This window comes from Lacicoccus qingdaonensis (assembly GCF_900101075.1).
In the GTDB taxonomy this organism is placed as follows: Bacteria; Bacillota; Bacilli; order Staphylococcales; family Salinicoccaceae; genus Lacicoccus; species Lacicoccus qingdaonensis.
Map to the genome: position 1 here is coordinate 119797 of NZ_FNFY01000001.1, position 24771 is coordinate 144567.

27 protein-coding genes are annotated in these 24771 nt (G+C 47.0%); 24 read left to right on the plus strand and 3 right to left on the minus strand.

Translation table 11 applies throughout. The features are described 5' to 3' along the window. The first annotated feature begins 1 nt into the window (after position 1). The 3 genes from BLR15_RS00580 (at position 2) to BLR15_RS00590 (ending at position 4316) form a co-directional block, all read left to right on the plus strand. Entirely contained in the window at positions 2 to 748 is a 747-nt protein-coding gene (locus BLR15_RS00580) for a Stp1/IreP family PP2C-type Ser/Thr phosphatase (RefSeq protein ID WP_092983661.1), read from the plus strand. Then, entirely contained in the window at positions 745 to 2952 is a 2208-nt protein-coding gene (gene pknB, locus BLR15_RS00585; protein WP_092983662.1) for a Stk1 family PASTA domain-containing Ser/Thr kinase, read from the plus strand. Before BLR15_RS00580 ends, pknB begins: the two co-directional genes overlap by 4 nt. Positions 2953 to 3041: 89 nt before the next feature. Further along, entirely contained in the window at positions 3042 to 4316 is a 1275-nt protein-coding gene (locus BLR15_RS00590; protein WP_092983663.1) for a cytochrome P450, read from the plus strand. Between the two features lie 53 nt (positions 4317 to 4369). Here the strand turns inward: BLR15_RS00590 and BLR15_RS00595 are convergent, their stop codons facing one another. Then, the gene (locus BLR15_RS00595; protein ID WP_092983664.1) at positions 4370 to 4681 is read right to left on the minus strand and encodes a rhodanese-like domain-containing protein; all 312 of its coding nucleotides are present in this window, start codon (positions 4679 to 4681) and stop codon (positions 4370 to 4372) included. Between the two features lie 93 nt (positions 4682 to 4774). Here BLR15_RS00595 and rsgA point away from each other — a divergent pair, with 93 nt between their 5' ends. The 4 genes from rsgA to BLR15_RS00615 are packed head-to-tail and all read left to right on the plus strand — an operon-like array spanning position 4775 to position 7620. Beyond that, positions 4775 to 5638 carry a ribosome small subunit-dependent GTPase A gene (gene rsgA / locus BLR15_RS00600; RefSeq protein WP_092983665.1) on the plus strand — a complete coding sequence of 288 codons (864 nt, stop codon included), beginning with the start codon at positions 4775 to 4777 and terminating at the stop codon, positions 5636 to 5638. 1 nt (position 5639) lies between these two features. After that, positions 5640 to 6284: a ribulose-phosphate 3-epimerase gene (rpe, locus tag BLR15_RS00605; protein WP_092983666.1), complete on the plus strand. Its 645-nt coding sequence runs from the start codon at positions 5640 to 5642 to the stop codon at positions 6282 to 6284. Positions 6285 to 6286: 2 nt separating this feature from the next. Then, positions 6287 to 6904 carry a thiamine diphosphokinase gene (locus tag BLR15_RS00610; protein WP_092983667.1) on the plus strand — a complete coding sequence of 206 codons (618 nt, stop codon included), beginning with the start codon at positions 6287 to 6289 and terminating at the stop codon, positions 6902 to 6904. 14 nt (positions 6905 to 6918) lie between these two features. Continuing rightward, positions 6919 to 7620, plus strand: coding sequence for a DUF554 domain-containing protein (locus BLR15_RS00615; RefSeq protein ID WP_092983668.1), 702 nt, complete (start codon positions 6919 to 6921; stop codon positions 7618 to 7620). Positions 7621 to 7921: 301 nt separating this feature from the next. On the opposite strand, the gene rpmB is transcribed toward BLR15_RS00615, so the two are convergent. Next, positions 7922 to 8110 (minus strand): 50S ribosomal protein L28, encoded by a 189-nt coding sequence (gene rpmB / locus BLR15_RS00620; protein ID WP_092983669.1) that lies wholly within the window; start codon positions 8108 to 8110, stop codon positions 7922 to 7924. A 355-nt stretch (positions 8111 to 8465) separates the two neighbouring features. On the opposite strand from rpmB, the gene BLR15_RS00625 reads away from it, so the two are divergent. From BLR15_RS00625 to BLR15_RS00650, 6 genes are all read left to right on the plus strand, one after another. Then, complete coding sequence (locus BLR15_RS00625; RefSeq protein ID WP_092983670.1) at positions 8466 to 8834, plus strand: Asp23/Gls24 family envelope stress response protein; 369 nt, start codon at positions 8466 to 8468, stop codon at positions 8832 to 8834. Between the two features lie 23 nt (positions 8835 to 8857). After that, complete coding sequence (locus BLR15_RS00630; RefSeq protein ID WP_092983671.1) at positions 8858 to 10510, plus strand: DAK2 domain-containing protein; 1653 nt, start codon at positions 8858 to 8860, stop codon at positions 10508 to 10510. Between the two features lie 70 nt (positions 10511 to 10580). After that, on the plus strand, positions 10581 to 11246 hold the full coding sequence (sdaAB, locus tag BLR15_RS00635; protein WP_092983672.1) for an L-serine ammonia-lyase, iron-sulfur-dependent subunit beta: 666 nt from the start codon (positions 10581 to 10583) through the stop codon (positions 11244 to 11246). A gap of 18 nt (positions 11247 to 11264) precedes the next feature. Continuing rightward, positions 11265 to 12137 carry an L-serine ammonia-lyase, iron-sulfur-dependent, subunit alpha gene (gene sdaAA / locus BLR15_RS00640; RefSeq protein WP_092983673.1) on the plus strand — a complete coding sequence of 291 codons (873 nt, stop codon included), beginning with the start codon at positions 11265 to 11267 and terminating at the stop codon, positions 12135 to 12137. Between the two features lies 1 nt (position 12138). After that, the gene (gene recG / locus BLR15_RS00645; protein WP_092983674.1) at positions 12139 to 14109 is read left to right on the plus strand and encodes an ATP-dependent DNA helicase RecG; all 1971 of its coding nucleotides are present in this window, start codon (positions 12139 to 12141) and stop codon (positions 14107 to 14109) included. Beyond that, positions 14110 to 14772 carry a class A sortase gene (locus BLR15_RS00650; protein ID WP_092983675.1) on the plus strand — a complete coding sequence of 221 codons (663 nt, stop codon included), beginning with the start codon at positions 14110 to 14112 and terminating at the stop codon, positions 14770 to 14772. 57 nt (positions 14773 to 14829) lie between these two features. On the opposite strand, the gene BLR15_RS00655 is transcribed toward BLR15_RS00650, so the two are convergent. Beyond that, positions 14830 to 16017: an NADH-dependent flavin oxidoreductase gene (locus BLR15_RS00655; RefSeq protein WP_092983676.1), complete on the minus strand. Its 1188-nt coding sequence runs from the start codon at positions 16015 to 16017 to the stop codon at positions 14830 to 14832. A 167-nt stretch (positions 16018 to 16184) separates the two neighbouring features. Between BLR15_RS00655 and BLR15_RS00660 the strand changes: the two genes are divergently transcribed. The 11 genes from BLR15_RS00660 (at position 16185) to rnc (ending at position 24761) form a co-directional block, all read left to right on the plus strand. After that, entirely contained in the window at positions 16185 to 17195 is a 1011-nt protein-coding gene (locus BLR15_RS00660; protein ID WP_092983677.1) for an LLM class flavin-dependent oxidoreductase, read from the plus strand. A 22-nt stretch (positions 17196 to 17217) separates the two neighbouring features. Beyond that, positions 17218 to 17550 (plus strand): glycine cleavage system H family protein, encoded by a 333-nt coding sequence (locus BLR15_RS00665; protein WP_092983678.1) that lies wholly within the window; start codon positions 17218 to 17220, stop codon positions 17548 to 17550. Positions 17551 to 17628: 78 nt separating this feature from the next. Next, positions 17629 to 18402 (plus strand): protein-ADP-ribose hydrolase, encoded by a 774-nt coding sequence (locus tag BLR15_RS00670; protein ID WP_407927503.1) that lies wholly within the window; start codon positions 17629 to 17631, stop codon positions 18400 to 18402. Between the two features lie 16 nt (positions 18403 to 18418). Next, positions 18419 to 19300: an SIR2 family NAD-dependent protein deacylase gene (locus tag BLR15_RS00675; RefSeq protein WP_092983679.1), complete on the plus strand. Its 882-nt coding sequence runs from the start codon at positions 18419 to 18421 to the stop codon at positions 19298 to 19300. A gap of 5 nt (positions 19301 to 19305) precedes the next feature. Further along, entirely contained in the window at positions 19306 to 20328 is a 1023-nt protein-coding gene (locus tag BLR15_RS00680) for a lipoate--protein ligase (RefSeq protein ID WP_092983680.1), read from the plus strand. 134 nt (positions 20329 to 20462) lie between these two features. Next, positions 20463 to 21035 (plus strand): transcription factor FapR, encoded by a 573-nt coding sequence (gene fapR / locus BLR15_RS00685; protein WP_092983681.1) that lies wholly within the window; start codon positions 20463 to 20465, stop codon positions 21033 to 21035. Continuing rightward, the gene (gene plsX / locus BLR15_RS00690; RefSeq protein WP_092983682.1) at positions 21028 to 22005 is read left to right on the plus strand and encodes a phosphate acyltransferase PlsX; all 978 of its coding nucleotides are present in this window, start codon (positions 21028 to 21030) and stop codon (positions 22003 to 22005) included. The genes fapR and plsX overlap by 8 nt, the downstream gene beginning before the upstream one ends. After that, a complete protein-coding gene (fabD, locus tag BLR15_RS00695) occupies positions 22005 to 22910 on the plus strand; it encodes an ACP S-malonyltransferase (RefSeq protein ID WP_092983683.1) in 906 nt (301 codons plus the stop codon). Before plsX ends, fabD begins: the two co-directional genes overlap by 1 nt. Then, on the plus strand, positions 22903 to 23640 hold the full coding sequence (fabG, locus tag BLR15_RS00700) for a 3-oxoacyl-[acyl-carrier-protein] reductase (RefSeq protein WP_092983684.1): 738 nt from the start codon (positions 22903 to 22905) through the stop codon (positions 23638 to 23640). The genes fabD and fabG overlap by 8 nt, the downstream gene beginning before the upstream one ends. Before the next feature lie 35 nt (positions 23641 to 23675). After that, complete coding sequence (locus tag BLR15_RS00705) at positions 23676 to 23909, plus strand: acyl carrier protein (RefSeq protein ID WP_092983685.1); 234 nt, start codon at positions 23676 to 23678, stop codon at positions 23907 to 23909. A gap of 102 nt (positions 23910 to 24011) precedes the next feature. Further along, on the plus strand, positions 24012 to 24761 hold the full coding sequence (rnc, locus tag BLR15_RS00710; RefSeq protein WP_092983686.1) for a ribonuclease III: 750 nt from the start codon (positions 24012 to 24014) through the stop codon (positions 24759 to 24761). Positions 24762 to 24771: the final 10 nt, after the last annotated feature.

Sequence of the window (24771 nt, forward strand, 5' to 3'; positions counted from 1 at the left end):
TTTGGAAATCATTGACAAGAGTATCCGCGGAGATTTTCGTGAACTGAATGAAGATAGCACCGGCGTTTTTTACAATAAAACAAATCAGGTTTTGTTTTTAGTGGCAGACGGCATGGGCGGCCATGCCCATGGGGATGTTGCATCGAAATTTGTCAATGATGAGATCCAGAAAGCCTGGCAGGCGGAAAATCTGATAAAAAGTGATTATGCCGAGGAATTTCTACGTGACCTCGTCATTAAGACGAACCGTAAATTGTATGATCTGCAAAATGCGCATGATGAATACAGCGGCATGGGCACGACGCTCGTGCTCGCCTCCATCATCGATGACGCCATTTTCATACTGAACATCGGGGATTCAAGAGCCTACGCCATGAAGCGCCGTTCGATCGAACAGGTGACGACAGATCATTCATTCGTCAATCTGCTGGTCGAGTCGGGTGAAATTACAAAAGAGGAAGCCATCAACCATCCAAAAAGGAATGTCATCACAAAAGCGATGGGCAGCGAGCGTCTGATCCAGCCTGATATTTTCAGACTGCGCAACAGGCAGTATGATTATATACTGCTGGCGTCTGACGGACTGACGGATGTACTGCGTGAAGACAGTATTCACTCTACGGTCTATCAGAAGAATTCAAGTTTACAGGAGCGGTTGGACTCATTGATACGACAAGCAGAAGAAAATGCCTCCAGAGATAATATCAGTATTTGCCTTGCCGACTTGAAAGCGGGTGCTAAAATGTGATCGGTCAATTACTATCGGAAAGATATAAAGTACTGAAATATCTCGGCGGCGGCATGAGCTCCGTCTATCTGGCCGAGGACATCATTTTAAACCGTGATGTTGTTGTAAAAATGATTAAGGTCGACGTGCATAATAAAGACAAGTCACGTCAGCGGTTTCAGCGCGAGGTTGAAAGTACGATACAGCTTTCCCATCCGAACATCGTCAACGTGCTGGATGTCGATGAAACCGATGAATATCAGCTGCTCGTCACCGAAATGGTGGATGGGCCGACTTTGAAGCAGTATATCGAAGACAATCATGAGATTTCCATCGATGAGGCAGTCGAGCTGTCAGTCCAGATTTTAAAAGGGATTGAACATGCGCATGAGCGGGGCATCATCCACCGTGACATCAAACCGCAGAACATACTGCTCGATAATGAAAAAAAAGTGCGGATCACCGACTTCGGCATCGCAAAAGCACTCAGCGAAACACGGATGACGGAGACGAACCAGGTGATGGGGTCCGTACAGTATATTTCGCCCGAACAGGCAAAAGGGCAGAACACCGATGAGAGAACGGACATTTATTCGTTCGGAATCGTCCTGTTTGAACTGCTGACCGGCCGGGTGCCGTTCAGCGGTGAAACGCCGGTATCCGTCGCTCTGAAGCAGATTTCTGAGGATCTGCCGGATATCGACGGCTTCAGGGAAGTACCCCAGGGTTTGAAGAACATACTTTTCAGATGTACGGAAAAGAATCCGGAAGACCGCTACAGATATGTAGAGACCGTCCTTGAAGATCTGAAAAAGTACCGGGGCAATACAACACCTTACATCAACAATAATAAAAAGCATGAAGACCAGACGATCGTCACCAAGGCAGTGACTCCGGCAGCCTTGTCCGGTGCTGCAGCTGCTTCGGCAGCCGAGGCTGAACGTGACGATGAAGAACAGCACGAGGACAAAGAAGCGGAACCGAAGAAAAAGCGCAGAACATTATGGCTGATTCCGATACTCTTTTTACTGCTCAGTGCAGGCCTTCTCGTCTATCTGTTCATCCAGCAGAATGAAACGGTGACGATGGATATGCCGGACCTTTCGGGCATGACACTGGAAGAGGCAGAAGCTGAGCTGCTTGAACATGATCTTGAAACAGGAGATGTGTCGGAGGAATACAGCGATAGTTTCAATGAAGGCCAGGTGATCGAAACGGCGCCGGCTGGCGGTGAGCAGATTGATTCGGGGAGTTCAGTGGACTTCCTGGTATCAAGCGGGCTCGAACCGTATTCGATGGAAGACTTCACGGGCAGTGCCTATGATGATATCATGGACACTTTGAACAATCTGGCATTCAACAGTGTCACACTCGTTCCGGAAAACGGCGGGTCTCCGCCGGGAACGGTGACCAGCCAGTCGATAGATACGGGAGAAGAGGTGCACCCTGCAGACCATGATCTGGAGCTCGGTGTCGAAACATACACTGTTCCGGATTTTACAGGCACTGATTATGAAAGTGCCGAAGAAACGTTGAACAATGTCAATTTCAACGAGATCAACCGTGAAGATTCGTATCATGATGATGTTGAAGAAGGTGCAGTGATCAGCCAGTCTGTCGAATCAGGCACGGCTGTCTACCCACATGAAGGTTCCATTACTTTGAATGTGTCCCGCGGACAGGAAGCGATAGAGATCGTCGATTATTCCGGCCAGTCTGCCGAATCGGCCAGAAGTGCACTCGAGGAAGAAGGTTTCAATGTCAATATCGCTGAAGAACTGTACAATGAAAGTGTGGAAGAAGGCGATGTCATCAGCCAGAGTCCGAACTACGGCCATTTCCTTCCCGGCTCGACGATTGACCTGATCGTCTCCCTCGGTGAAGAACCACCGCAGAATATGCAGTATGCGACAACGGTCAACATTCCATACGGAGACACCGAAGAAGAGGAAGAGTCCGGTTCAGAAGAGGATTCTGAAGGTGAAACAGGAGAAGGCACAGACGGGGATGACGGTGAAACGGATTCACAAAATCCGCCGAAGACGGTCAACATTTATATCGATGATGCGAATAACAGCATCGATGATGTGCATACGAGTCTCGAAATCACCGAAGATACTGATGAAACGATCCGTCTTGAAATTGAACCGGATGAGAATGGAATGTTTATGGTGGAAGTCGATGAGGAAGAAGTCGTCAATGAAGAGATTCCGTACAATGAGTAAAATAACAGGAAAACATTGTATAAATGTTGGTAATCGCATACTGATTTATAATATAATAGATTAGAAAACAGTTAATTGGAGGTTGTCTCATGGCTACTATTAAAAGAGATAAAGGATTAGATAACTCGGTCAAGGTGATGAAGCAGGGTTATTTGTACACAACGAATCAGAGAGAGCGTCTCGGTGTCACTGACGGCGTATTTGAAACACGTGCTTTAGGCGGTAAACGGATTATCGTACTGTCAGGCAAAGACGGCGCCGAGCTTTTTTACGACAATGACAAAATCGAACGTTCAGGCACACTTCCGAAACGTGTCGTCAATACTTTATTCGGTAAAGGCGCGATCCACACGACGACAGGGAAAGTGCACATCGACCGAAAAGCATTGTTCATGTCACTTATGACAGAAGGCAACCTGAAATACTTAAGGGAACTGACGCGCAACCTGTGGTTTGCAAACACACAGAGAATGGAAAGCATGGACCAGGTCAATGTTTACCGTGAATCCATCATTGTTCTGACGAAGGTAGGCACGCGCTGGGCCGGTGTCCAGGCACCTGAGAAAGAAATCGAAAATATCGCGACAGACATGGATATCATGATCGATTCATTCAAAGCGATCGGCAGTGCGTTCAAAGGGTACAGGGAGGCAAAAGCTGCGCGCCGCCGCGTCGAAGACTGGCTTGAAGATCAGATCATCCAGACGCGTAAAGGCAAGATCCATCCGCCAAAAGGCACTGCACTTTATGAATTCGCACACTGGAAAGACTATAAAGGCGAGCCGATGGACTCAAGACTTTGCGGTATCGACCTGATGAACACTTTCCGTCCGTTGATCGCAATCAACAGATTTGTCGCTTTCGGTGCGCTTGCAATGTATGAAAATCCTGTCGCAAGAGAGAAAATCAAGCAGGACGACGACTATGCATACATGTTCGCACAGGAAGTGCGCCGCTTCTACCCGTTCGTACCTTACCTTCCGGCTAAAGCGAAAGTGGATTTCCAGTACAAAGGCTACGAGATTGAAAAGGACACGATGCTTGCACTGGATATATACGGTACAATGCATGATCCGAACGTGTGGGAAGATCCGAATGAGTTCTATCCTGAAAGATTCAAGGACTGGGACGGCAGCCCGTTCGACCTGATTCCTCAGGGCGGCGGAGACTATCATACGAACCACCGTTGTGCGGGTGAGTGGATGACTGTCATCATCATGGAAGAAACGATGAAGTACTTCGCTTCACGCATCAACTATGATGTACCTGAACAGGATCTGACTGTTGATCTAAACAGCCTGCCCGGCTATATCAAGAGCGGATTCGTCATTGAAAACGTTCAGGAAAATGTGGACAGAACTTAATTATAAGATAAATGAAACCTCCCCGAATTTTTGATTCGGGGAGGTTTTTTGTTTTATAATTCTTCTCTGTCACCTTCGTACTCCAATATGCCGCCTTCGACATTGACGGCGTCATAGCCTTCGTCAATCAGCATGTGCTGGACTCTTTCGGACCGTTTTCCGCTTCTGCACATCACATATACCGTGTCGCCCTTATGGTCGTTTAGAACTTTATTTTCTATATCAAATGTGGACAGCGGCAGATGGATCGCTCCAGGCACATAACCGGTCTCTTTCAGTTCTTCCGTCTCCCTGACATCAATCAAGACCGTATTGTCATTTTTCAACACATTGTTGATGTCTTGTACATGTACTGTTTTTGCCATAATACCCAACCTTTCAATAATGTTTTGATATTAATATTTTACCACAACATGCGAACTGTTATAATTGATGTATTATGGTATTTGGGGTGAGTTATGAAAAAAGGTCAGATTGTAAAAGCATTGAGTGGATTTTACTATGTAAAATCGGATGATGAAATTTACCAGACACGCGCACGCGGTCTGTTCAGAAATACTTCCGAATCACCGCTTGTCGGGGATATCGTCGAATTCCAGATTGAAAATGAGACGGAGGGCTATATTACATCGATTGATGACAGGCATAATTTCCTCAATCGCCCGTCTGTCGCCAACATCGACCAGGTGCTGATCACAATGAGTCTGTTTTCACCGAAGTTCAGCTTTTATCTGCTGGACCGTTTCATCGCCTATGCAGAAATGCATGATATCGAGCCGGTCATCATAGTGACGAAGACCGATCTGTCCGATGACCCGGAACTTGTGCAGAATATAAAGGAAACTTATTCGATGTATCCCGTTTATTTTACGGATAAGATCAATGTGAATGAGGATTTACTGCCAATTTTTAAAAATAGACTGAGCGTCCTCGCCGGCCAGTCGGGTGTCGGGAAATCAACGCTCATCAATACGATACTGCCTGATGCCGATCTGATCACAGATGAAATTTCCGACAAGCTGAACCGGGGCAAGCATACGACACGGCATGTCGAGCTGATTGAAATCGCAGAGGGGCTCATTGCAGACACTCCGGGCTTCAGCACGATTGATTTCTCTCTGATTGACAAGTACAATCTGATGTACTGTTTCATCGATTTCAATGAGTACAGTGACCGGTGCAAATTCAGGGAATGCCTGCACATCAATGAGCCGAAGTGTGCCGTGAAGGACGCGGTGGCCTCGGGTGCCCTCGCACAAACAAGGTATGACAGCTATAAACAGATATTTGAAGAAATTGAATCCAGAAAAGAGAGGTATTGACATGAATAAAGTACTCCCGTCATTATTGGCAAGTGATTTTTCAAAATTGGGCGAAGACATTAAAACCATGGAGGATGCAGGTGCGGATATTTTCCACCTGGATATTATGGACGGCCAGTTCGTGCCGAATATTTCATACGGCCTGCCGGTCGTAGAAGCGATCAGCAAGTCATCGAGCATTCCGCTGGATGTGCATCTGATGACTTTGAACCCGGATCAGTTCGTCGATGAATTCAAAGCATACGGCGTCGATATGCTGTCATTCCATATTGAAGCGACAGACCATCCGCACAGAGTGATCCAGCTGATCAAGAGCAAGGGCATGAAGGCGGGTATCGCACTGAACCCTCACACGCCGGTCGTCAGTGTGAAGCACCTTTTGAATGACGTGGATTTCGTGCTGATCATGACTGTCAATCCGGGCTTCGGCGGACAGAGCTTCATCGAAGAAGGTCTTGTGAAGATTGCCGAGCTCGACCGGGTAAAAAAAGAAAAGAATCTTACATTTGATATTGAAGTGGACGGCGGCATCAACAACGACACCGCAAAACTGTGCAAGGACCAGGGTGCAAACCTGCTCGTCAGCGGCTCATTTTTGTTCAGGGCTGAAGATAAGAAAGCGACTATAGAGGAGCTTAGAAGGTAGCCATGCATATCAACGTACTCGTCAGAGAGGCGGATGTACCCATTGATAATATTTCAAAAGAACCGTGGGCAGGTGTCGACCACGGTGTTTATCTGCTGCTGAAAAAAGGGATCATCCCCGGGTACACATACGGTGACTTTGACTCCATCACGGAAGAGGAGCGGCGGTTCATTGATGAAAAGCTCGATATCAACCCGGTTGAAAGTGAAAAAGATGATACCGATCTTGAAATTGCGCTTTTAGATCTGACTGGAAGAGGGTATACGTCCATTGATGTCTACGGGGCAACCGGCGGCAGGCTGGATCATCTGCTCGGCAATACGCAGATGCTGTTGCATGAAAAGCTTGCAGATGTCAAAATCCGTATCATCGATGCCCATAATGTTGTGGAACTTTTGGCTCACGGCCGTCATGAAGTGTCGAAGGACAAAAAGATGAAGTATGTATCATTCCTGCCGATGTATGACGGAACCGTACTTACACTCGAACAGTTCAAGTACCCGCTCATGGGGACGAAGCTTTCACTTGGCTCAACCCTCACCATCAGCAATGAATTTACAGGGGAGAGAGGCTCTGTTGAAACATCAGAGCCGATTTTAATGATTCAATCTATTGACTAGTCGGAGGTGCCATAATGATATTACTCGGTGCAATAGTGAACGCCCTCGCCATTTTCGTCGGGGGGCTGCTCGGTCTTATATTTACATTCATACCAGAAACAATCAAAGATTCAATAATGAAGATTCAGGCATTGGTCATTATGACACTGGGCATCCAGATGGTGGTGGGCGCTGAAGCGATCATCGTCACACTGCTCAGCCTGATCATCGGAACGATCATCGGTGAAGTCGTCCAGCTGGAATCACTCCTCAACAGATTCGGCCACTGGATGGAAATCAAACTCGGTGACAAGCACTCCGGTAACCTGTCGCAGGGCTTCGTCTCCGGTACACTGGTATTTATCGTCGGCGCCATGGCGATCGTCGGCGGTCTTGATGCAGGACTCCGCGGCTCGAACGACGTTCTATATACAAAATCGATGATGGACTTCTTCATTGCAATCGTCATGACCACAACATACGGTCTCGGCGTCATCATCTCAGGTGTACCGGCTTTTATTTACATTTCAATCATCATACTGTCAGCACAAGGCATCGCAGTCGTCGTGCCCGATGATATATTGCAGCAGGTCATTTTTCAGGTCAGCGCGACAGGCGGCGTCATTCTGCTTGCAATCGGCATGAACATGATGAATATCACAAAGATGCGCGTCGGAAACATGATCCCTGCGATTTTTGTCGGAATGATCATGGTTTATATCATCAATATCATTTAATTTACAGTTTTTACATGTGTGGGCAGCCCTGTGGGGCTGCTTTTTGTTTGGCGGGATCAGTGGACGTTCAGATAGTACATGAAAGAGGTGTGGCTGTACGTTTCGGACAGTATTCCTTTCAGTCAGGGAATGAAACTGTTATAACTGAACGGCTGATATAATAAAATCTGCTCACCTGACCTGAAAAAAGCTCGCAAGTGAGCAGGCAGTGCAATAAATACTGTCACAATCATACAAAATAAAAAAATCCCCTCGCCTGCTGAAAAGTAATCCAGCGGGGAGGGGGTTTTTATTTTAAATATTAAACGCGTTCAACAAGACCTGATTTTAAAGCACGGGCTGAAACCCATACTCTTTGCGGTCTGCCGTCGATCATAACTCTGACTTTTTGCAGGTTAGCACCGAAACGTCTTTTGCTTGCGTTCAAAGCGTGTGAACGGTTGTTGCCTGTTGCACTTTTACGTCCAGTGAAGTAGCATTCTTTCGCCATATCGTACATCTCCTTTATTTACAAAGTTCATTTTAATTTGATTGTATCTTTATCAACATACTATAACATAATACATTAATTATCAGGCTGTGTCCAGTGGAAATCGCGATAAGACAATGGCCGCCGAAGTTCATGAACAGGGCTGTTTCTGAATAAAAACCTTCATTCCGGGGATAATAAGTCATCGATCAGCCGGTAATGCTTTTAACTTTCTGTGCAATAAATTATAATGCAAATATACTCTAATGTAAATTCGAAGGAAAATTAATTAATAAATTTGTAAAAACATACTTTTGCATCTTGTAATTCACAGATGTTATTGATTATAATTAAATGATGTATTGGAGGCGAAGTAATGACACTCGAAATTAAAAACGAACTGGGATCCATCGATATTGCGATAGATGTGATTGCAAATATCGCCGGCGGTGCTGTGGTGGAAAGCTACGGTGTGGTCGGAATGGCATCGAAACATCAGGTAAGAGACGGCTTTGCTGAACTTCTCGGGAAAGAAAACTACTCCCGCGGAGTGATTGTAGAAAACAATGACGGGCTTTTGGATGTTGATTTATACATCATAGTAGGATATGGTGTAAAAATCTCGGAAGTCGCAAATAATATACAGACAAGCGTAAAATACAGACTGGAAAAAACTTTTGGATTGACTATAAATACGATTAACATTCATGTGCAAGGTGTCAGAATGATTAATACGGACGAGTAAGCTGGGAGGCCTTAGACGATATCATGAATACGATAGATGGTGTAATTTTCAAGGATATGATTTTAAGCGGCGCTGATAATTTAAGGCAGCATGCTGAATATGTTGACTCATTGAATGTTTTTCCGGTGCCTGACGGTGACACTGGAACGAACATGGATTTATCAATGACTTCAGGTGCAACGGAAGTCGAAGATAAGGATATAGAGCACATCGGTGAAATGGGCAAACATTTTTCCAAAGGACTGCTGATGGGTGCAAGAGGAAATTCCGGTGTCATCCTTTCACAGTTGTTCCGTGGATTTTCGAAGGCGATTGAAGACGTTGAATCCGTGGATGCGAATGTTTTCGGAAACGCATTGGACCAGGGTGTTAAAACTGCCTATAAGGCGGTGATGAAGCCTGTCGAGGGAACGATTCTGACAGTGGCGAAAGATTCCGGTGCCAAAGCGGTCGAGACGGCCGGCAACACAGAATCACTCATTGAAATAATGGAAGCTGTGGTGACCGAAGCGAAAGCTTCCCTGGAACGTACACCTGACCTGCTTCCTGTGTTGAAGGAAGTTGGCGTTGTGGACTCGGGCGGCCAGGGGCTCGTCTATGTTTATGAAGGTTTTCTTGCCGCTTTGAAAGGTGAGAAAGTTGAAGTGGCAAAAGACGCCGTCGATACGGACACTTTCGTCAATGACAATCATGAATTCGATGATTTCATGACTGTGGAAGATATAGAGTACGGTTTTTGTACTGAATTCATGGTGCGTTTTGAAAACGGCAAACGCAGTTTCAACGAAGAGGAATTCCGCAGCGAGATGAGTGAATTCGGCGACTCCCTTCTCGTAATATCCGATGACGAAATCGTCAAAGTGCACGTACACACTGAAACGCCCGGCGAGGCGATGACGTACGGTTCATCCTACGGTGAACTGATCAAGATGAAGATTGAGAACATGCGCGAGCAGTTCAGGGATATCCAATCCAAAAAGCAGAGTAAGGGGACTGATGAAAATAAAGAGCACCGGTCCTATGATACTGCAATCATCACTGTATCTTCCGGAGACGGTATCAGGACGCTGTTCGAAAGCATCGGGGTGACACACGTCATCAACGGCGGACAGACGATGAACCCTTCCACCGAAGATATTCTGAATACGATCAAAGATGACGATGTCAAACAGGTCATCATTTTACCCAACAATAAAAATATCATCATGGCGGCGGAACAGGCACAGCAGATGCTCGACATTCCGGCAGTCGTCATTCCGACGGTATCCATACCGGAAGGACTTTCCAGCATGCTGATGTTTTCACCGGATGCGGCGCTTGACGACAACAAAGAATCGATGAATGCAGCACTTGAGCATGTGAAGACCGGCCAGGTCACATATGCAGTCCGCGATACATCGATTGACGGCGTCGAAATCAAAAAAGATCAGCACATGGGGATCAATAATGGTAAAATCAATTTAGCAAGTGATTCCAAGAGTGAAACTTTGGAAAGCCTGATCGTCAGTATGCTCGATGATGAAAGTGAAATCGTGACGATCATCATCGGTGATGAGGGGTCGGAAGATGAAGCCGGCGCCATCATCGAGAAGTTGGAAAACACATACGACGAAGTAGAATTCGAAGTGCATGACGGCCAGCAGCCAGTATACAGCTACCTGGTTTCCGTCGAATAGATGCTACAACACAGGTATGCCACATCAGTGAGAAAACTGATGTGGTATTTTTGCAAATGGAGGTTATATTATGAAATATAAAAGTGTTTTTGATATTATCGGCCCGGTAATGGTCGGACCTTCTTCTTCACATACAGCCGGCGCGGCGCGCATCGGACTGCTTGGCAGAAAATTGTTCGGACATACACCGGATCATGTGGACATACACCTGTACGGCTCATTTAAGGATACTTACCAGGGACATGGCACCGATGTTGCACTGATCGGTGGCCTGCTCGGGTTTGATACAGACGACAGCCGTATCATCAAAGCGAAAGAATATGCAGACGAACAGAATCTGCATGTGAATTTTATGTTGCATGAAGAAGAGAGAAGCCACCCGAACACCGCTGTTGTCGATCTGGTCAAAGGTGACGACCGTCTGAAGCTCGAGGGGATTTCCATCGGCGGCGGCAAAATTGAACTTGTAAGCATCAATGACTATGAAATCAATATTTCAGGCAACTATCATTCGCTGCTCGTCTTCCATGAAGATACATTCGGAACGATTGCACGGGTGACGACGGTGCTCGGAAATAATGAGATCAACGTGAGCCAGATGAATGTGTCGAGAAAGGAAAAGGGCGATATCGCCCTCATGACCATCGAACTGGATGAAGAGATCAGTGAATCGGTCATTCAGGAAGTGGAGCAGATAGACGGTGTTGAACGCGTAATTGAAATGGCTGACGATTAATATTCAGGAGGTAATATTATGTTCAATAGTATTGCACAATTAATAGATATGGCAAATTCCGAAAATAAATCCATCAGTGAGATCATGATGGAACAGGAAATGAGAGTTTCAAAACGATCATACCTGGAAGTGTATCAGGATATGGAGCGCAACCTTGATGTTATGCAGAATGCCGTGGATGAAGGCAGCGGCGGTGTGGCGAGCAAGACCGGCCTGACGGGACATGACGCAGTGAAGATGAAGGAATACATCGAGAGCGGCAAAGGGCTGAGCGGGGATATGAATCTCCTTGCGATCGCCTATGCTGTCAGCACGAATGAAGTGAATGCGGCGATGGGTAAAATATGTGCGACACCGACGGCAGGTTCTGCCGGAGTGGTGCCCGGTGTTTTATTTGCGCTGAATGAACAGAGAGATCTGACAAAAGAAGATATGGTCAGATTTTTATTCGTATCGGGTGCATTCGGTTTCGTCGTAGCGAACAACGCGAGCATTTCCGGTGCGGCGGGCGGATGCCAGGCCGAAGTCGGCAGTGCGAGTGCGATGGCTGCAGCGAGCCTTGTTGAAGCGGCAGGCGGCACGCCGGAACAGTCCGGCCATGCTTTTGCGATCGCTCTTAAAAATATGCTCGGACTCGTCTGTGACCCTGTTGCGGGTCTTGTCGAGGTGCCGTGTGTCAAAAGGAACGCGGCCGGTGCTTCAAATGCACTGACGGCGGCGGATATGGCGCTTGCGGGCATCGAGTCGAGAATTCCGGCGGATGAAGTGGTCGAGGCAATGTACAAGATCGGTCTGACAATGCCTTCGGCACTCCGTGAAACCGGTCGCGGGGGCCTTGCGGCTACACCTACAGGCAACCGTCTGATGCAGGAAATTTTCGGAGAAGAATAAAATGAGCGCGATGTATGAAGTCATCACATCAAAGACAAGTGTCAGCCAGCTGAATGGAGTGGGTGAAAAAACTGCAGAAAAACTTCATGCGCTCGGTATACATGATGTCAACGATGTCGTATTCCATCTGCCGACAGGTTATGTGAACCAGTCGGTTGTGGATTTGAGGGAAGCGGAACATGAGGCGTCGATAACTGTGGAAGGCACCGTGGTGACCGAACCGAAGCTTGCGTTCTTCAGACGCGGCATGAGCCGGCTTACATGCTTCATGGATATCGACGGCATACACACAAAAGTCGTCTTTTTCAACCAGCCGTACTTGAAGGAAAAACTGATCATCAATGAATTTGCCCGTCTGTACGGCAAGTTCAACAAAAACAAGCTTGAAATCAATGGCCAGAAGCTGATTTATGATACGTCGCCCGGCTATACGGTCCGTTACAGTCTGAACAAGATAATGCATGCCAGGACGTTCAGCAAATTCGTGCGGGAAGTCTTTGAAAATTATGATTTCAACCATGATCTGCCTGAAACGATCAAAAGAAAATATCAGCTCATCCCTTTGAGGGAGGCGCTGTACCGTCTGCATTTCCCGGCGGATTCCGACAGTCTGCACCAGGCGAGACGCACGGTTAAGTTTTATGAACTGTATCAGTTCCAGTTGAGGCTGATGCATAAAAGGCAGAAAGAACGCGTAAGAAATGAACATTACATCATCGACTATGACATCGATGCACTGAAACGCTTTACCCTCACGCTGCCTTTTGAACTGACAGGCGACCAGAAGATGAGTGTCAACGACATATGCAGGGACTTCAAACAGAACGTGTCGATGCACAGACTGCTGCAGGGCGATGTCGGGAGCGGAAAAACCATCGTTGCCGGCATATGCGTGTATGCGGTCAAAACGATCGGCGAACAGAGTGTCGTCATGGTGCCTACCGAAGTGCTCGCCAATCAGCACTATGAATCATTCAAGGATACTTTCAAAGATGAGCTGACGGTAGAGAAACTAACGGGGACGACATCGAAAAAAGAGAAGTCCCGTATTTTGGAAGAACTCGCTCTCGGCAATATCGATTTACTGATCGGGACGCATGCACTGATCGAAGATGATGTCGTATTCAACAGATTATCCTTCATCATCATCGATGAGCAGCATCGTTTCGGTGTCAACCAAAGACAAAAGCTTCAGAAGAAGTCCTACAGGAAAAATATTTTATACATGACCGCGACCCCGATCCCGAGAACGCTGTCGATTACAACATTCGGCGATATGGATGTCTCCATCATCCGCGAGATGCCGAAAGGGCGCAGACCTGTCATCACCTCATGGCATACATTTGATGAACTCGACTATGTCATGAGTGAGGTGAGGCGCGCACTGAATGCTGGCCACAGCACGTATGTCGTTGCGCCCCTGATCGAGGAATCGGAAACACTGGATTTGAAAAACGTCAGTGAAATCTACCAGACTTTTGTCAGTGCTTTCGGTGAGGAGACCGTGGAACTCGTCCATGGCAGAATGAAACCTGAAGAGAAGAGACGCGGCATGGAGCTGTTTGAAACACTGGAGAAAAAAGTGTTGATTTCGACGACTGTCATCGAAGTCGGCATCAATGTACCGAACGCGACGGTGATGGTCATCTTCAATGCCGAACGCTTTGGTCTGTCGACGCTGCATCAGCTGAGAGGCCGTGTGGGGCGGAGTGACAAACAGAGCCACTGCCTCCTTGTCAGCCAGCCGGAGACGGATAATGCCAAGCTGCGCATGGAAATCATGACATCGACATCCGACGGTTTCGAACTGAGTGAAAGAGACCTTGAAATGCGCGGGCCGGGTGATTTTTTCGGTGTCAGACAAAGCGGCCTGCCGCAGTTCAAAGTTGCAGATCTGACAGAAGACTACCGCATGCTGGAATATGCAAGAAAAGAAGCAATAAGCGTATTTGAACAAATGGGAGGCGCCTAGATGAGGATAATCATGAGATTGGCCGGCGTGCTGCTGATAGCGGCGGCAGTCGTATTGTTTTTCTGGCAGGATATACGCGAACATTTCACAGATAGGGTCAACGACCGTGTCATCGAAGCATTCCAAAACGGAGATGATGAAGTCGAAGTCAACTCTGTCGAAAGTTTCATCACCGGAATTGAACCCGATACTTCAGCGAACACCGAAGTGGAAGAAGAGGATAACCTGGAAGCGAGGGGCATCAATATCAGTGATGATATGGCCGGCATTTTGAATATCGACAGCGCGGATATCAGTGAACCGCTTTACTACGGCCCTGTGACTGAGTCGAAAATGCGCAACGGCATTTCATTTGTCCACGAAGATGACCATCTGGATATGCAGAACATACCGATTTCCGGCCACCGCGTGGAAGGTGCCGGCATCCGTTTCAACTACCTTGACCGGGCTGAGATCGGTGACACGATCGAGCTCGTGACGAGAGAAGATGTCAGGGAGTATGAAATCACGGAAATCTTCAATGTGGAACCATCTCAGGTCGAAGTGATGGACCAGAACGGGGACAGCCCGCAGGAACTGACACTGATCACTTGTGATTCCTATAACCCGGAAACTTTGCTGTTCGAAGAGAGAATGATCGTCAAGGCTGAGATTATCGAATAGATTCCATAAAATAAAGCACCCCGATTCCATTTGAAATCGGGGTGCTTGTCGTTTCAGCTACTTTTCTTCCGCGAGCTGTCTCAGCTCATCTCTCGTTTCTTTCGGCAGGCCTTCACCGTAGTCCATCATTCGGACGATGTCCTTGAATGCAGCTTTCGGTATTTTCAGATCATCCAGCTCATCGATGGTGAACTGGAGGTCGATTTCGTCTTCACGGCCCTCTTCGAGTTTGTTTACAAAGTCTGGTTCAGTGATGAACGGGCTGGACGCACCGACCATATCCGCATGATCGAGCGCTTCAAGCGCCTTGTCCGGACTGTTGACACCGCCGGTCGCCATCATCGGGATTCTCCCTTTGACATGTTCGTAGACGACTTCATTGACGAGGCGTCCTTTATTCGGCCCCTCGGCGCGCACCTCGTTCTGATAGATGTCTCTGCCCCAGCTGGCGATTGCAAGATAGTGGATATCTGCAATTTCTTCTGCACGGTCCATGAATTCCAGAAACTCATCCACCGTATAGCCGATTTCGCTGCCGCGTGTTTCTTCAGGCGTGCCTCTGAAACCGAAGATGAAATCCTCCGGGGCTTCTTCTTTGATGACGTCGCTCACCGCCTGGATCACTTCAAGGCCGAAACGGGATCTGTTTTCAAGTGTATCCCGACCGTACTCATCTTCACGCTGATTTGAAAACTTGGAGAAGAACGTCTGGATCAACAGGCGCTGTGCCGCAGAGACTTCCACGCCGTCGAATCCGGCTTTGATTGCACGCCTCGTCGCATCGGCATACTGGCGGATAACGGCATCTATTTTACGTTTTGACATCGGCAGCACCTGGTGTTTGACCGGCACGTTCAGTTCCATGAAGCTCGGTCCGTAGACAACGCCGAGGTCCAGTATCGCCTGGTTTGAAAACCGGCCGGCATGCGTCAGCTGCAGTATCGCCCTGGAACCGTCCTTTTTCATCGCATCCGCAAGTTTTGCAAGGCCCGGGATTGTGCGGTCGTCACTGACACTGAAGCCGTACTCGAAAAGCTGGCCGTACGGTTCGATGTAAGCGGCACCCGTGACCTGGATCGGTGCAGAGTCTGCACGCCGTGCGTGGTAGAGCTCATCTTCCTCCGTCACGTGGCCCTCAGCCGTAGAAGAGTTTGTGATCATCGGCGAAAGGACGAAGCGATTTTTTAGTTCAATTCCGTTCTTTAACTTTAAAGGTTCGAATAGTGGTGCATATTTACTGTTCATTTCCTGGCTCCTTTAATCAGCTTTCTGACCAAATTCATTACTTTAAAATTAGCAATAGAACGGCTTTGTGTCAATGAATGGGAAGTTCTTAACATTGACGGTGAATTTTACGGAAGCTATAATGAATATGTTAAATATTTGCATTGAATGCCAAAGGATTTGTGTGAATGGTAAAACTTAATGTACTTGATTATGCGGTAGTGGATGAAGGCAGATCACCGAAAGAGGCGATCTCGGAAACTGTTGAACTGTGCAAAAAGGCGGAAAGTCTCGGATATCACAGATTCTGGATGGCGGAACATCACGATGTCAGCGCCTTTGCCAGCAGCAGTCCCGAGATGCTGATGATGCATCTGCTCGGAAAAACGGAAACGATCAGGCTCGGTTCAGGCGGCGTGATGATTCCGCATTACAGCCCGCTTAAAACCGCTGAGAATTTCAGAATGCTTGAAACATTATATCCCGGGCGTGTCGATCTCGGCGTCGGCAATACGATCGGCACGAAAATCGTCAACCGGGCACTGAATGAGACACGGCGCAGAAAGCAGCGCTATGAAGATAATATCAGTGATATTATAAAATATGTCACAAATACGGATGATCCAAAACACCGGTACAACGACTTGACGGCAAACCCGATGAGTCCAGATAATCCGGAAATGTGGATGCTGAGCACAAGCGTCCGTTCAGCGGAAACTGCCGCACGACAGGGCACCGGATACACATTCGGGCTGTTTCCGTACGCTTCTGAAGACAAGACGGAAATCGGACAGGAAGCGATCCGTGTATACAGGGAGAATTTCACTCCATCGGCCGTCATGAAAAAGCCGGCGGTCATGGTGGCACCGTTCGTAGTCGCGGCGGATACCGAAGAGGAAGCGGATGAGCTTGCGCGGGCGCTCGACCTATGGCTGCTCGGCAAAGATAATTTCAGTGAATTCGGCCGGATGCCTTCAGTTGAAACTGCTGAAAATTATCCTTATACTGAAACAGACAGAAAAAATATAGAGAGCAACCGTACGCGCATGGTCGTCGGTGATAAAGAAAGTGTCGCATCACAGCTCAAGTCGATCACAGAGACGTTCGGTGCAGATGAACTGATGCTCATCCCGCTCATCCCCGGAAGAGAAAACCGGCACCGTGCACTTGAAGCGATCGCTTCCGAATTTAAAATATAAAAAAGCAGAAAGTAGGATCAGAATGAAAAAATTGGCGAACTATTTATGGGTTGAAAAAAATGGTGAGGAATATACACTGATAATGACACCGGAACTCCAGGACGATGTTGGAACGGTCGGATTTGTCGAATTCACGGAAAATAAAACCGTCGAAAAAGATGACTCGCTGCTTGAGCTTGAAGGTTCAAAGACGGTATTGGACCTGACATCTCCGCTTTCCGGCGAGATTGTTGCAATCAATGAAAAAGCCGAAGATTCACCGGAACTGTTGAACTCTGCCGACCCGCAGGAGAGCTGGGTCGTGAAGTTGACAGGCGTTGATGAAGCTGATTTTAATGCACTTGAAAATGTATAAGAGGCCGTAAATTTAAAATTTAGCTTGCATTCATATGTCACGGCATAGAATGTAAGCTTATTTTTTAGGAATCAGGTGATGATCATGTCCCAACTGGAAAGACTGGACTATTTAATTTCATATATGCAGAAGGAAAAGGATATAACGGTAACGGTGCCTGAAAATTTTGATGCAGCATTCGAAGTGTTCCGCGGTCTGGCAAATGAACGTCCTGCGGATGCGGTCACTGACGAATTCATTGAAATCCAGGATGCTTTTTTAAAGGAATATAATGCTGAGGACGTCACAGATGCAGGGTTACTTACAGAGGCTGCAGACCAACTGTACTTATGGCAGGGGGATATTACGACTCTTAAGGCCGATGCAATCGTCAATGCTGCGAATCCGGATATGCTCGGCTGTCTCATACCGAACCACGACTGCATCGATAATATCATCCATACGAAGGCAGGCGTGGAACTGCGTCTGGAATGTGCAAGGATAATGGAGGCACAGGGCAGAAAAGAAGCGGTCGGCAGGGCGAAGATCACATCCGGCTACAATCTGACGGCAGATCATGTCTTGCATACCGTCGGACCGTATGTCCGTGACGGCAAAGTGTCACCGATGAAGGCGGATCTGCTCAAAAAATGCTATACGAGCTGTCTGAAGCTTGCCGATCAGCAGGGGCTTAAGAATATCGTATTCTGCAGCATATCGACAGGCGTCTTCGGCTTCCCGAAAGAAGCGGCGGCAAAAATCGCCGTTGATACGGTCGAAGAATATTTAAACAATGCCAATTCTGAACTCGAGGTCATCTTCAATGTATTTGATGATGAGGATCTCAATATTTACAGGAAACATCTAATTTAAGGAAGGTCGTAACTCTATGAATAATTGGAAGACGTTAGAAACAGAAAATGATGAATCGAGACTGCTTGCCGGACTGATTGATGAAGCGGATGCGGTAGTCGTCGGGATCGGTGCCGGTATGTCCGCAGCAAACGGATTTACATATATCGGCGAACGTTTCAGAAAGAACTTCCCGGATTTCATCGAAAAATACAACTGGTTCGATATGCTGCAGGCAAGCCTGTTCGAGTTTCCCTCAAGGCAGGAATACTGGGCATTCCAAAGCCGCTTTGTCGAGCTGAATTATTTAGATCAGCCGGCAGGCGAAGGATATATCGCGCTCAGAAAAATGCTCGAAGGAAAGAAGTATCACGTCATCACAACAAATGCCGACAACGCGTTTTATGCGGCGGATTATGATATGGATAAAGTGTTTTATTATCAGGGTGAATATATTTTATGGCAGTGCTCCAAGTTCTGTCATCAAAAGACTTACCGCCACGATGATCAGATCCGTGAGATGGCAAAGGCGCAGGAGGATATGGAAATCCCGTACGAACTCATTCCATACTGTCCGAAATGTGACGCACCGATGGAAGTGAACAAGCGCAATGCGGATAAAGGGATGGTCGAAGATGATGACTTCGAACGGGACCGCGAGAAATACAATGCATTTCTCGAAGAAAACAGCACCGGCAAAGTGCTTTATCTGGAAATCGGTGTCGGCTATACGACCCCACAGTTCATCAAGCACCCGTTCTGGAGGATGACCCGCAGCAACGAGGATGCACTGTACGTGCCGATGAACCAGAAATCGTACAGGACGCCGAAAGCTGTCAGACCAAAGACGGTGGCCCTGGCCGGAGATATCCAAAAGAACATTTTAAATGCATATAAACAATTAACATACGAAGGATGATCTGAATGTATCTGATCGAACCATACAGAAACGGTGAATATATTACTGACGGCGCATATGCGACTGCACTGCAGGTGCACGTCCAGCAAAATATTTTTCTGGAAGACGGCATCATTTTTCCATACTACTGCGACCCGAAGCTTGAAATCGGCAGATTTCAGAACGCCGCTGCCGAAGTGAACCAGGACTATCTTGATGACAACGGCATCATGCTGATGAGAAGGGAAACCGGCGGCGGTGCGATCCTTGTCGATGACGGTGCGGTGAACATCTGCTTTTTAGTTTCCGAGGACAGCGGCGTTTACGGCGATTATAAGAAAATGTATGAACCTGTAATCAAGGCGCTCAAAAATCTGGGTGTTGAAAATGTTGAGCAGAGCGGCAGAAACGACCTCGTCATCGACGGGAAGAAAGTTTCCGGCGCGGCGATGACACTGACGAAGGGCCGTGTATACGGCGGTTTCTCACTGCTCCTTGATATCAATCCGGAAGCGATGGTCCAGGCGCTCAATCCGAACCTGAAAAAGATCGAATCCAAAGGAATCAAATCCATCCGCTCCCGTGTCACGACGATCCGTGAACATCTGGCACCGGAATATAAAGATGTGACGACGCCGGAGTTCAAAGATCTGATGATCAAAGAGCTGCTCGGCCTGAAAGATATGGATGAGGCAAAACGTTATGAACTGAAGGATGAAGACTGGCAGGCGATCGACAGGCTCGTTGAAGATAAATACAAAAACTGGGACTGGAACTATGGTAAATCACCACAGTATTCATATAACCGTGATGCGCGCCTCACGCCGGGCACCGTGGAAGTATCCCTGGAAATAAAATCCGGTAAAATCGTGAGCTGCTCAATTTTCGGCGACTTCTTCGGCCAGGGCGATATCAAAGATGTCGAAGAGGCCCTTATCGGCACACGTGTCGAAAGAAGCGAGCTTGAGTCGGTGCTTGAAAAGCTTGACCTCGATCATTACTTCGGCAAAGTGGAGGCAAAAGAGCTTCTAGACCTGATTTTAAGTTAAAAGATATACATGGAGAGCACTTTCAGAAAGGGAAGTGCTCTTTTTTATTTATGAAAATCATATAAAATTATTTGAAATCCTAAATACACTTATATATACTGATTTTAGTACCAACTACTAAATGAGGTATCAATATGGCTAAATATAAAAAGAATGAGCGGCAGGAAATACTGCTTGAGAGAATCAACGAAGATCCGTTCCTGACAGATGAGAAGCTTGCAGAAATTTTCAATGTCAGCATTCAGACGATCCGTCTGGACAGGCTGGAACTGTCCATACCGGAACTCCGTGCACGCATCAAAAATGTCGCGACGGAAGAAGTGGACAAGATAAAAAGTCTGTCACTGCAGGAAGTCACCGGTGAGATCATTGATATCGAATTGAATTCACAGGCACTCAGCCTGTTCATCATTGAAGAAGGGCATGTATTTGAAAAAAATGAAATTGCGAGAGGGCACTTCATATTTGCACAGGCCAATTCATTATGTGTCGCTGTCATAAATGAACCGCTTGCTCTCACCAAAAGTGCAGACATCGAGTTTAAAAGACAGGCGAAATTACATGATAAAGTCATATCGAAAGCGGTTGTAAACGATATGGATAATAATAATGCCTCTATTACGGTCGAATCCAAAGTGGACGGCAGACTGATATTCAAAGGACAGTTTGAAATGTACTATTCCAATGAGGGTGATAATAATGGTTAAGATCGCAGTTGATCTGATGGGCGGCGATAATGCACCGGAAGCGATCGTCGACGGTGTCATGAAGGCAGTTGAAGAGGACCCGTCCATTGAGATTATGGCCTATGGTCTGAAAGGAAGTTATACAGGCACTCATCCGAGAATCGAATTCATCGAGGTCACTGAAAAAGTGCAATCTGAAGACGATCCGGTAAGGGCTGTCCGCAGAAAGAAGGACAGCTCGCTGGTCCGTGCCGCAAAAGCGGTCAAGGACGGCGCGGCTGCGGCCTGTGTGTCCGCTGGGAATACAGGTGCGATAATGAGTGCGGGACTGTTCGTAGTCGGCAGGATAAAGGGCATCGAACGCCCTGCGATCGCATCCATCATACCGAACACTACCGGAAAGGGGATCATGCTCCTTGACATGGGTGCAAATTCCGACAACAAGCCGAAACACCTGTACCAGTTTGCCGTGATGGCAAGCATCTACATGGAAGGCATCGAAAACAGGAAGAACCCTGAAGTCGGACTGGTCAATATCGGCAGTGAGGACAACAAAGGAAATGAAGTGACAAGAGGCGCGTTTGAACTGCTTAAGGACAGCGACCTGAATTTCACAGGCAACTTCGAAACACGCGACATCATTTCCGGCACTATAGATATTGCGGTGACAGACGGATTTACAGGCAACATCGTACTGAAAACGATCGAAGGTACTGCGAAATCCATGATGACTGAAGTGAAGGATATTTTCCTGAAGAACACCAAGAACAAACTGGCTGCAGGCGTTCTGAAAAAGGACTTCGGCAGTATAAAAGACCTGCTGGACTACAGAAAGGTCGGCGGTGCACCGCTGCTCGGCCTTGACGGCTATGTTCTGAAAGCGCACGGCTCAAGTGACGCGCATGCATTTCACAATGCTGTAAAGCAGTCTAAAAAAATGGCAGAAAGCGGTGCACTGGATAAAATCAAAGAAAAGGTCGGTGAGGATTAATGGGTGAAATCATTCTATTCCCGGGGCAGGGCGCCCAGTACAGCGGGATGGCAAAAGATCTTTATGACAACAATCCGCGCGCAGAAGAAGTTTTGAACGAAATCTTCAACGAGCTGGATTTCGATCTTAAATCGATCATGTTTGAAGAGGACGAACGTCTCAATTCGACGGAGTTCACCCAGCCGGCGCTGTTTGCACATTCACTCGCTGTGATTGCTGCTGCAGATATCGGCGGCGATTTTGTGCTCGGCCACAGTCTCGGTGAGCTTCCAGCACTGGTACATGCAGGTGTACTGTCGCTTTCCGATGGTGTAAAAATCGTGCAGAAACGCGGTGAGCTGATGGCGCAGAGTGAAGGCGGAAAGATGGCCGCGGTCATCGGCATGGATTATGCAGATCTGACTGCACTGTGTGAATCAGTGTCGGACGACACTGTCAAAGTGTCCCCGGCAAACATCAATGCACCGGACCAGGTCGTCGTTTCCGGAGACGCTGAAGCCGTGGACCGTTTTTCAGAACAGGCGAAAACGCTCGGTGCGAGACGCGTGATGCCTCTGAACGTATCCGGTGCTTTCCATTCACATCTGATGAAAGAGGCACAGGATGAATTCAGGACTTTCACAGAAGGTATCGAATTCAAGGATGCACGGATTCCTGTCATTCAAAATGTCAGCGCACAGCCGGAGACGGACGGTGAAACGATCAAGAAGCAGCTTGTCGAGCAGATTACAAACCCGGTAAGGTTTGTCGAATGTATTGAAACTGCAGCTGAAAATGGTGTGACAGAAGGACTCGAAGCCGGCCCTAAAAAGGTGTTGAACGGACTTGTCCGGAAAATCGATAAATCAATAAAAGTTAAAAATATTGATACACTAGATCAGGTAAAGGAGTATTCAGATGACTAAAACAGCATTAGTAACAGGATCTTCAAGAGGTATCGGCAGAGGTATCGCCCTTGAGCTTGGAAAGGAAGGGTATCATATCATTGTCAATTACTCAGGGTCCGAGGACAAGGCGAATGCAGTTGTCGAACAAATAAAGGAAGCGGGCGGCAGTGCCGAGAGCTACCAGTGCCATGTGGAAATTTTCGAAGATGTCAAAGCGATGATCAAACATATCACGACTGAGCACGGATCAATCGATCTTGTCGTCAACAATGCAGGCGTCACAAAAGACGGACTGCTGATGAGGATGAAAGAAGCGGATTTCGACCGTGTGATTGATGTGAACCTGAAAGGGACTTACAATGTGATTCAAAATGTCACACGTCCGATGCTGAAACAGAAATCGGGCAAGATCATCAACATTTCAAGCATCGTCGCATCTCTCGGCAACGCCGGACAGGCAAACTATGTCGCTTCAAAAGCGGCAGTCGACGGACTGACACGTTCAGTCGCCCGTGAGCTTGCTCCAAAAGGCATCACGGTCAATGCGATTGCTCCTGGGTTCATCGAAAGTGAGATGACGGATGTGCTGTCCGACGACATAAAAGACGGCATGCTCAGCCAGATTCCGCTGAACCACTTTGGAAATGTTGAGGATATTGCAAACACCGTAAGCTTCCTTGCAAGCGGCAAAGCGGACTATATTACCGGCCAGACAATTCACGTCAACGGCGGTATGTACATGGGATAATCGCTGTGATATTATTAAAGGGAGGTGAGAGATAAATGGCAAACTTTGACAAAGTAAAAGACATCATTGTCGACAAACTTGGAATTGATGAAGAGAAAGTGACGAAAGATGCATCTTTCAAAGATGATCTTGGTGCAGATTCATTGGACATTGCAGAACTCGTAATGGAACTTGAAGACGAATTCGAAATGGAAATTCCTGACGAAGAAGCTGAAAAGATTCTTACAGTCGGCGATGCTCTTGACTATATCGACAAATTAGAAAATTAATTAAAAGAGATAAAATCCACTTTTTCAAGTGGATTTTATTTATTATTTTCTTTTCTAATCCAAATATATTGGATAAAATAGAAAGTGAGGGGTGAATGACAGATGAAAGAAATTTCAAACCGGGTGAAAAAAGATAAATATGCACTCGATAAATTAGACAGTTTCAATACATTGTTCAAAGAATTCCAGAAAAAGATCAATCTCGATCTGGGAGAACACCAGATCTACCAGCAGGCATTCATGCACAGTTCTTTCATAAACGATTTGAACCTGAATAAGATCTATAATAATGAGCGCCTGGAATTTCTCGGCGATGCTGTACTAGAATTGATGGTGTCAGACTTCATTTACAAAAAGTTCCCGGAATTGCCGGAAGGGGACTTGACTAAACTGAGAGCAAACATTGTGTGTGAACCTTCACTTGTAGTATTCGCAGTTAAATTAAAGATGCCGGAGCTCATCATCCTCGGAAAAGGAGAGGAAAAGACGGAGGGACGAAACCGTCCGTCGATCATCTCGGATACTTTCGAAGCATTTTTAGGTGCACTTTATCTGCAGGAAGGACACAAGACGGCCGAAAAATTCCTTCAGAATCATGTGCTGGTGGATATTAAAGATGCCCACTATAATGCGGTCGTGGATTATAAAACTTTATTACAGGAAGAAACGCATAAAAAGTATAATAAAGAGCTGCAGTATAAACTGCTGAAAGAATCAGGGCCGAGCCACAATAAAAGTTTTGAGAGCGGCGTCTTCATAGATGGCAGACAGCTGGGTACCGGACGGGGCCGTTCAAAAAAGGAATCAGAACAGCGTGCAGCTGAAAATGCATTGTTCATGATTCACGACTAGGAGTAAGAAT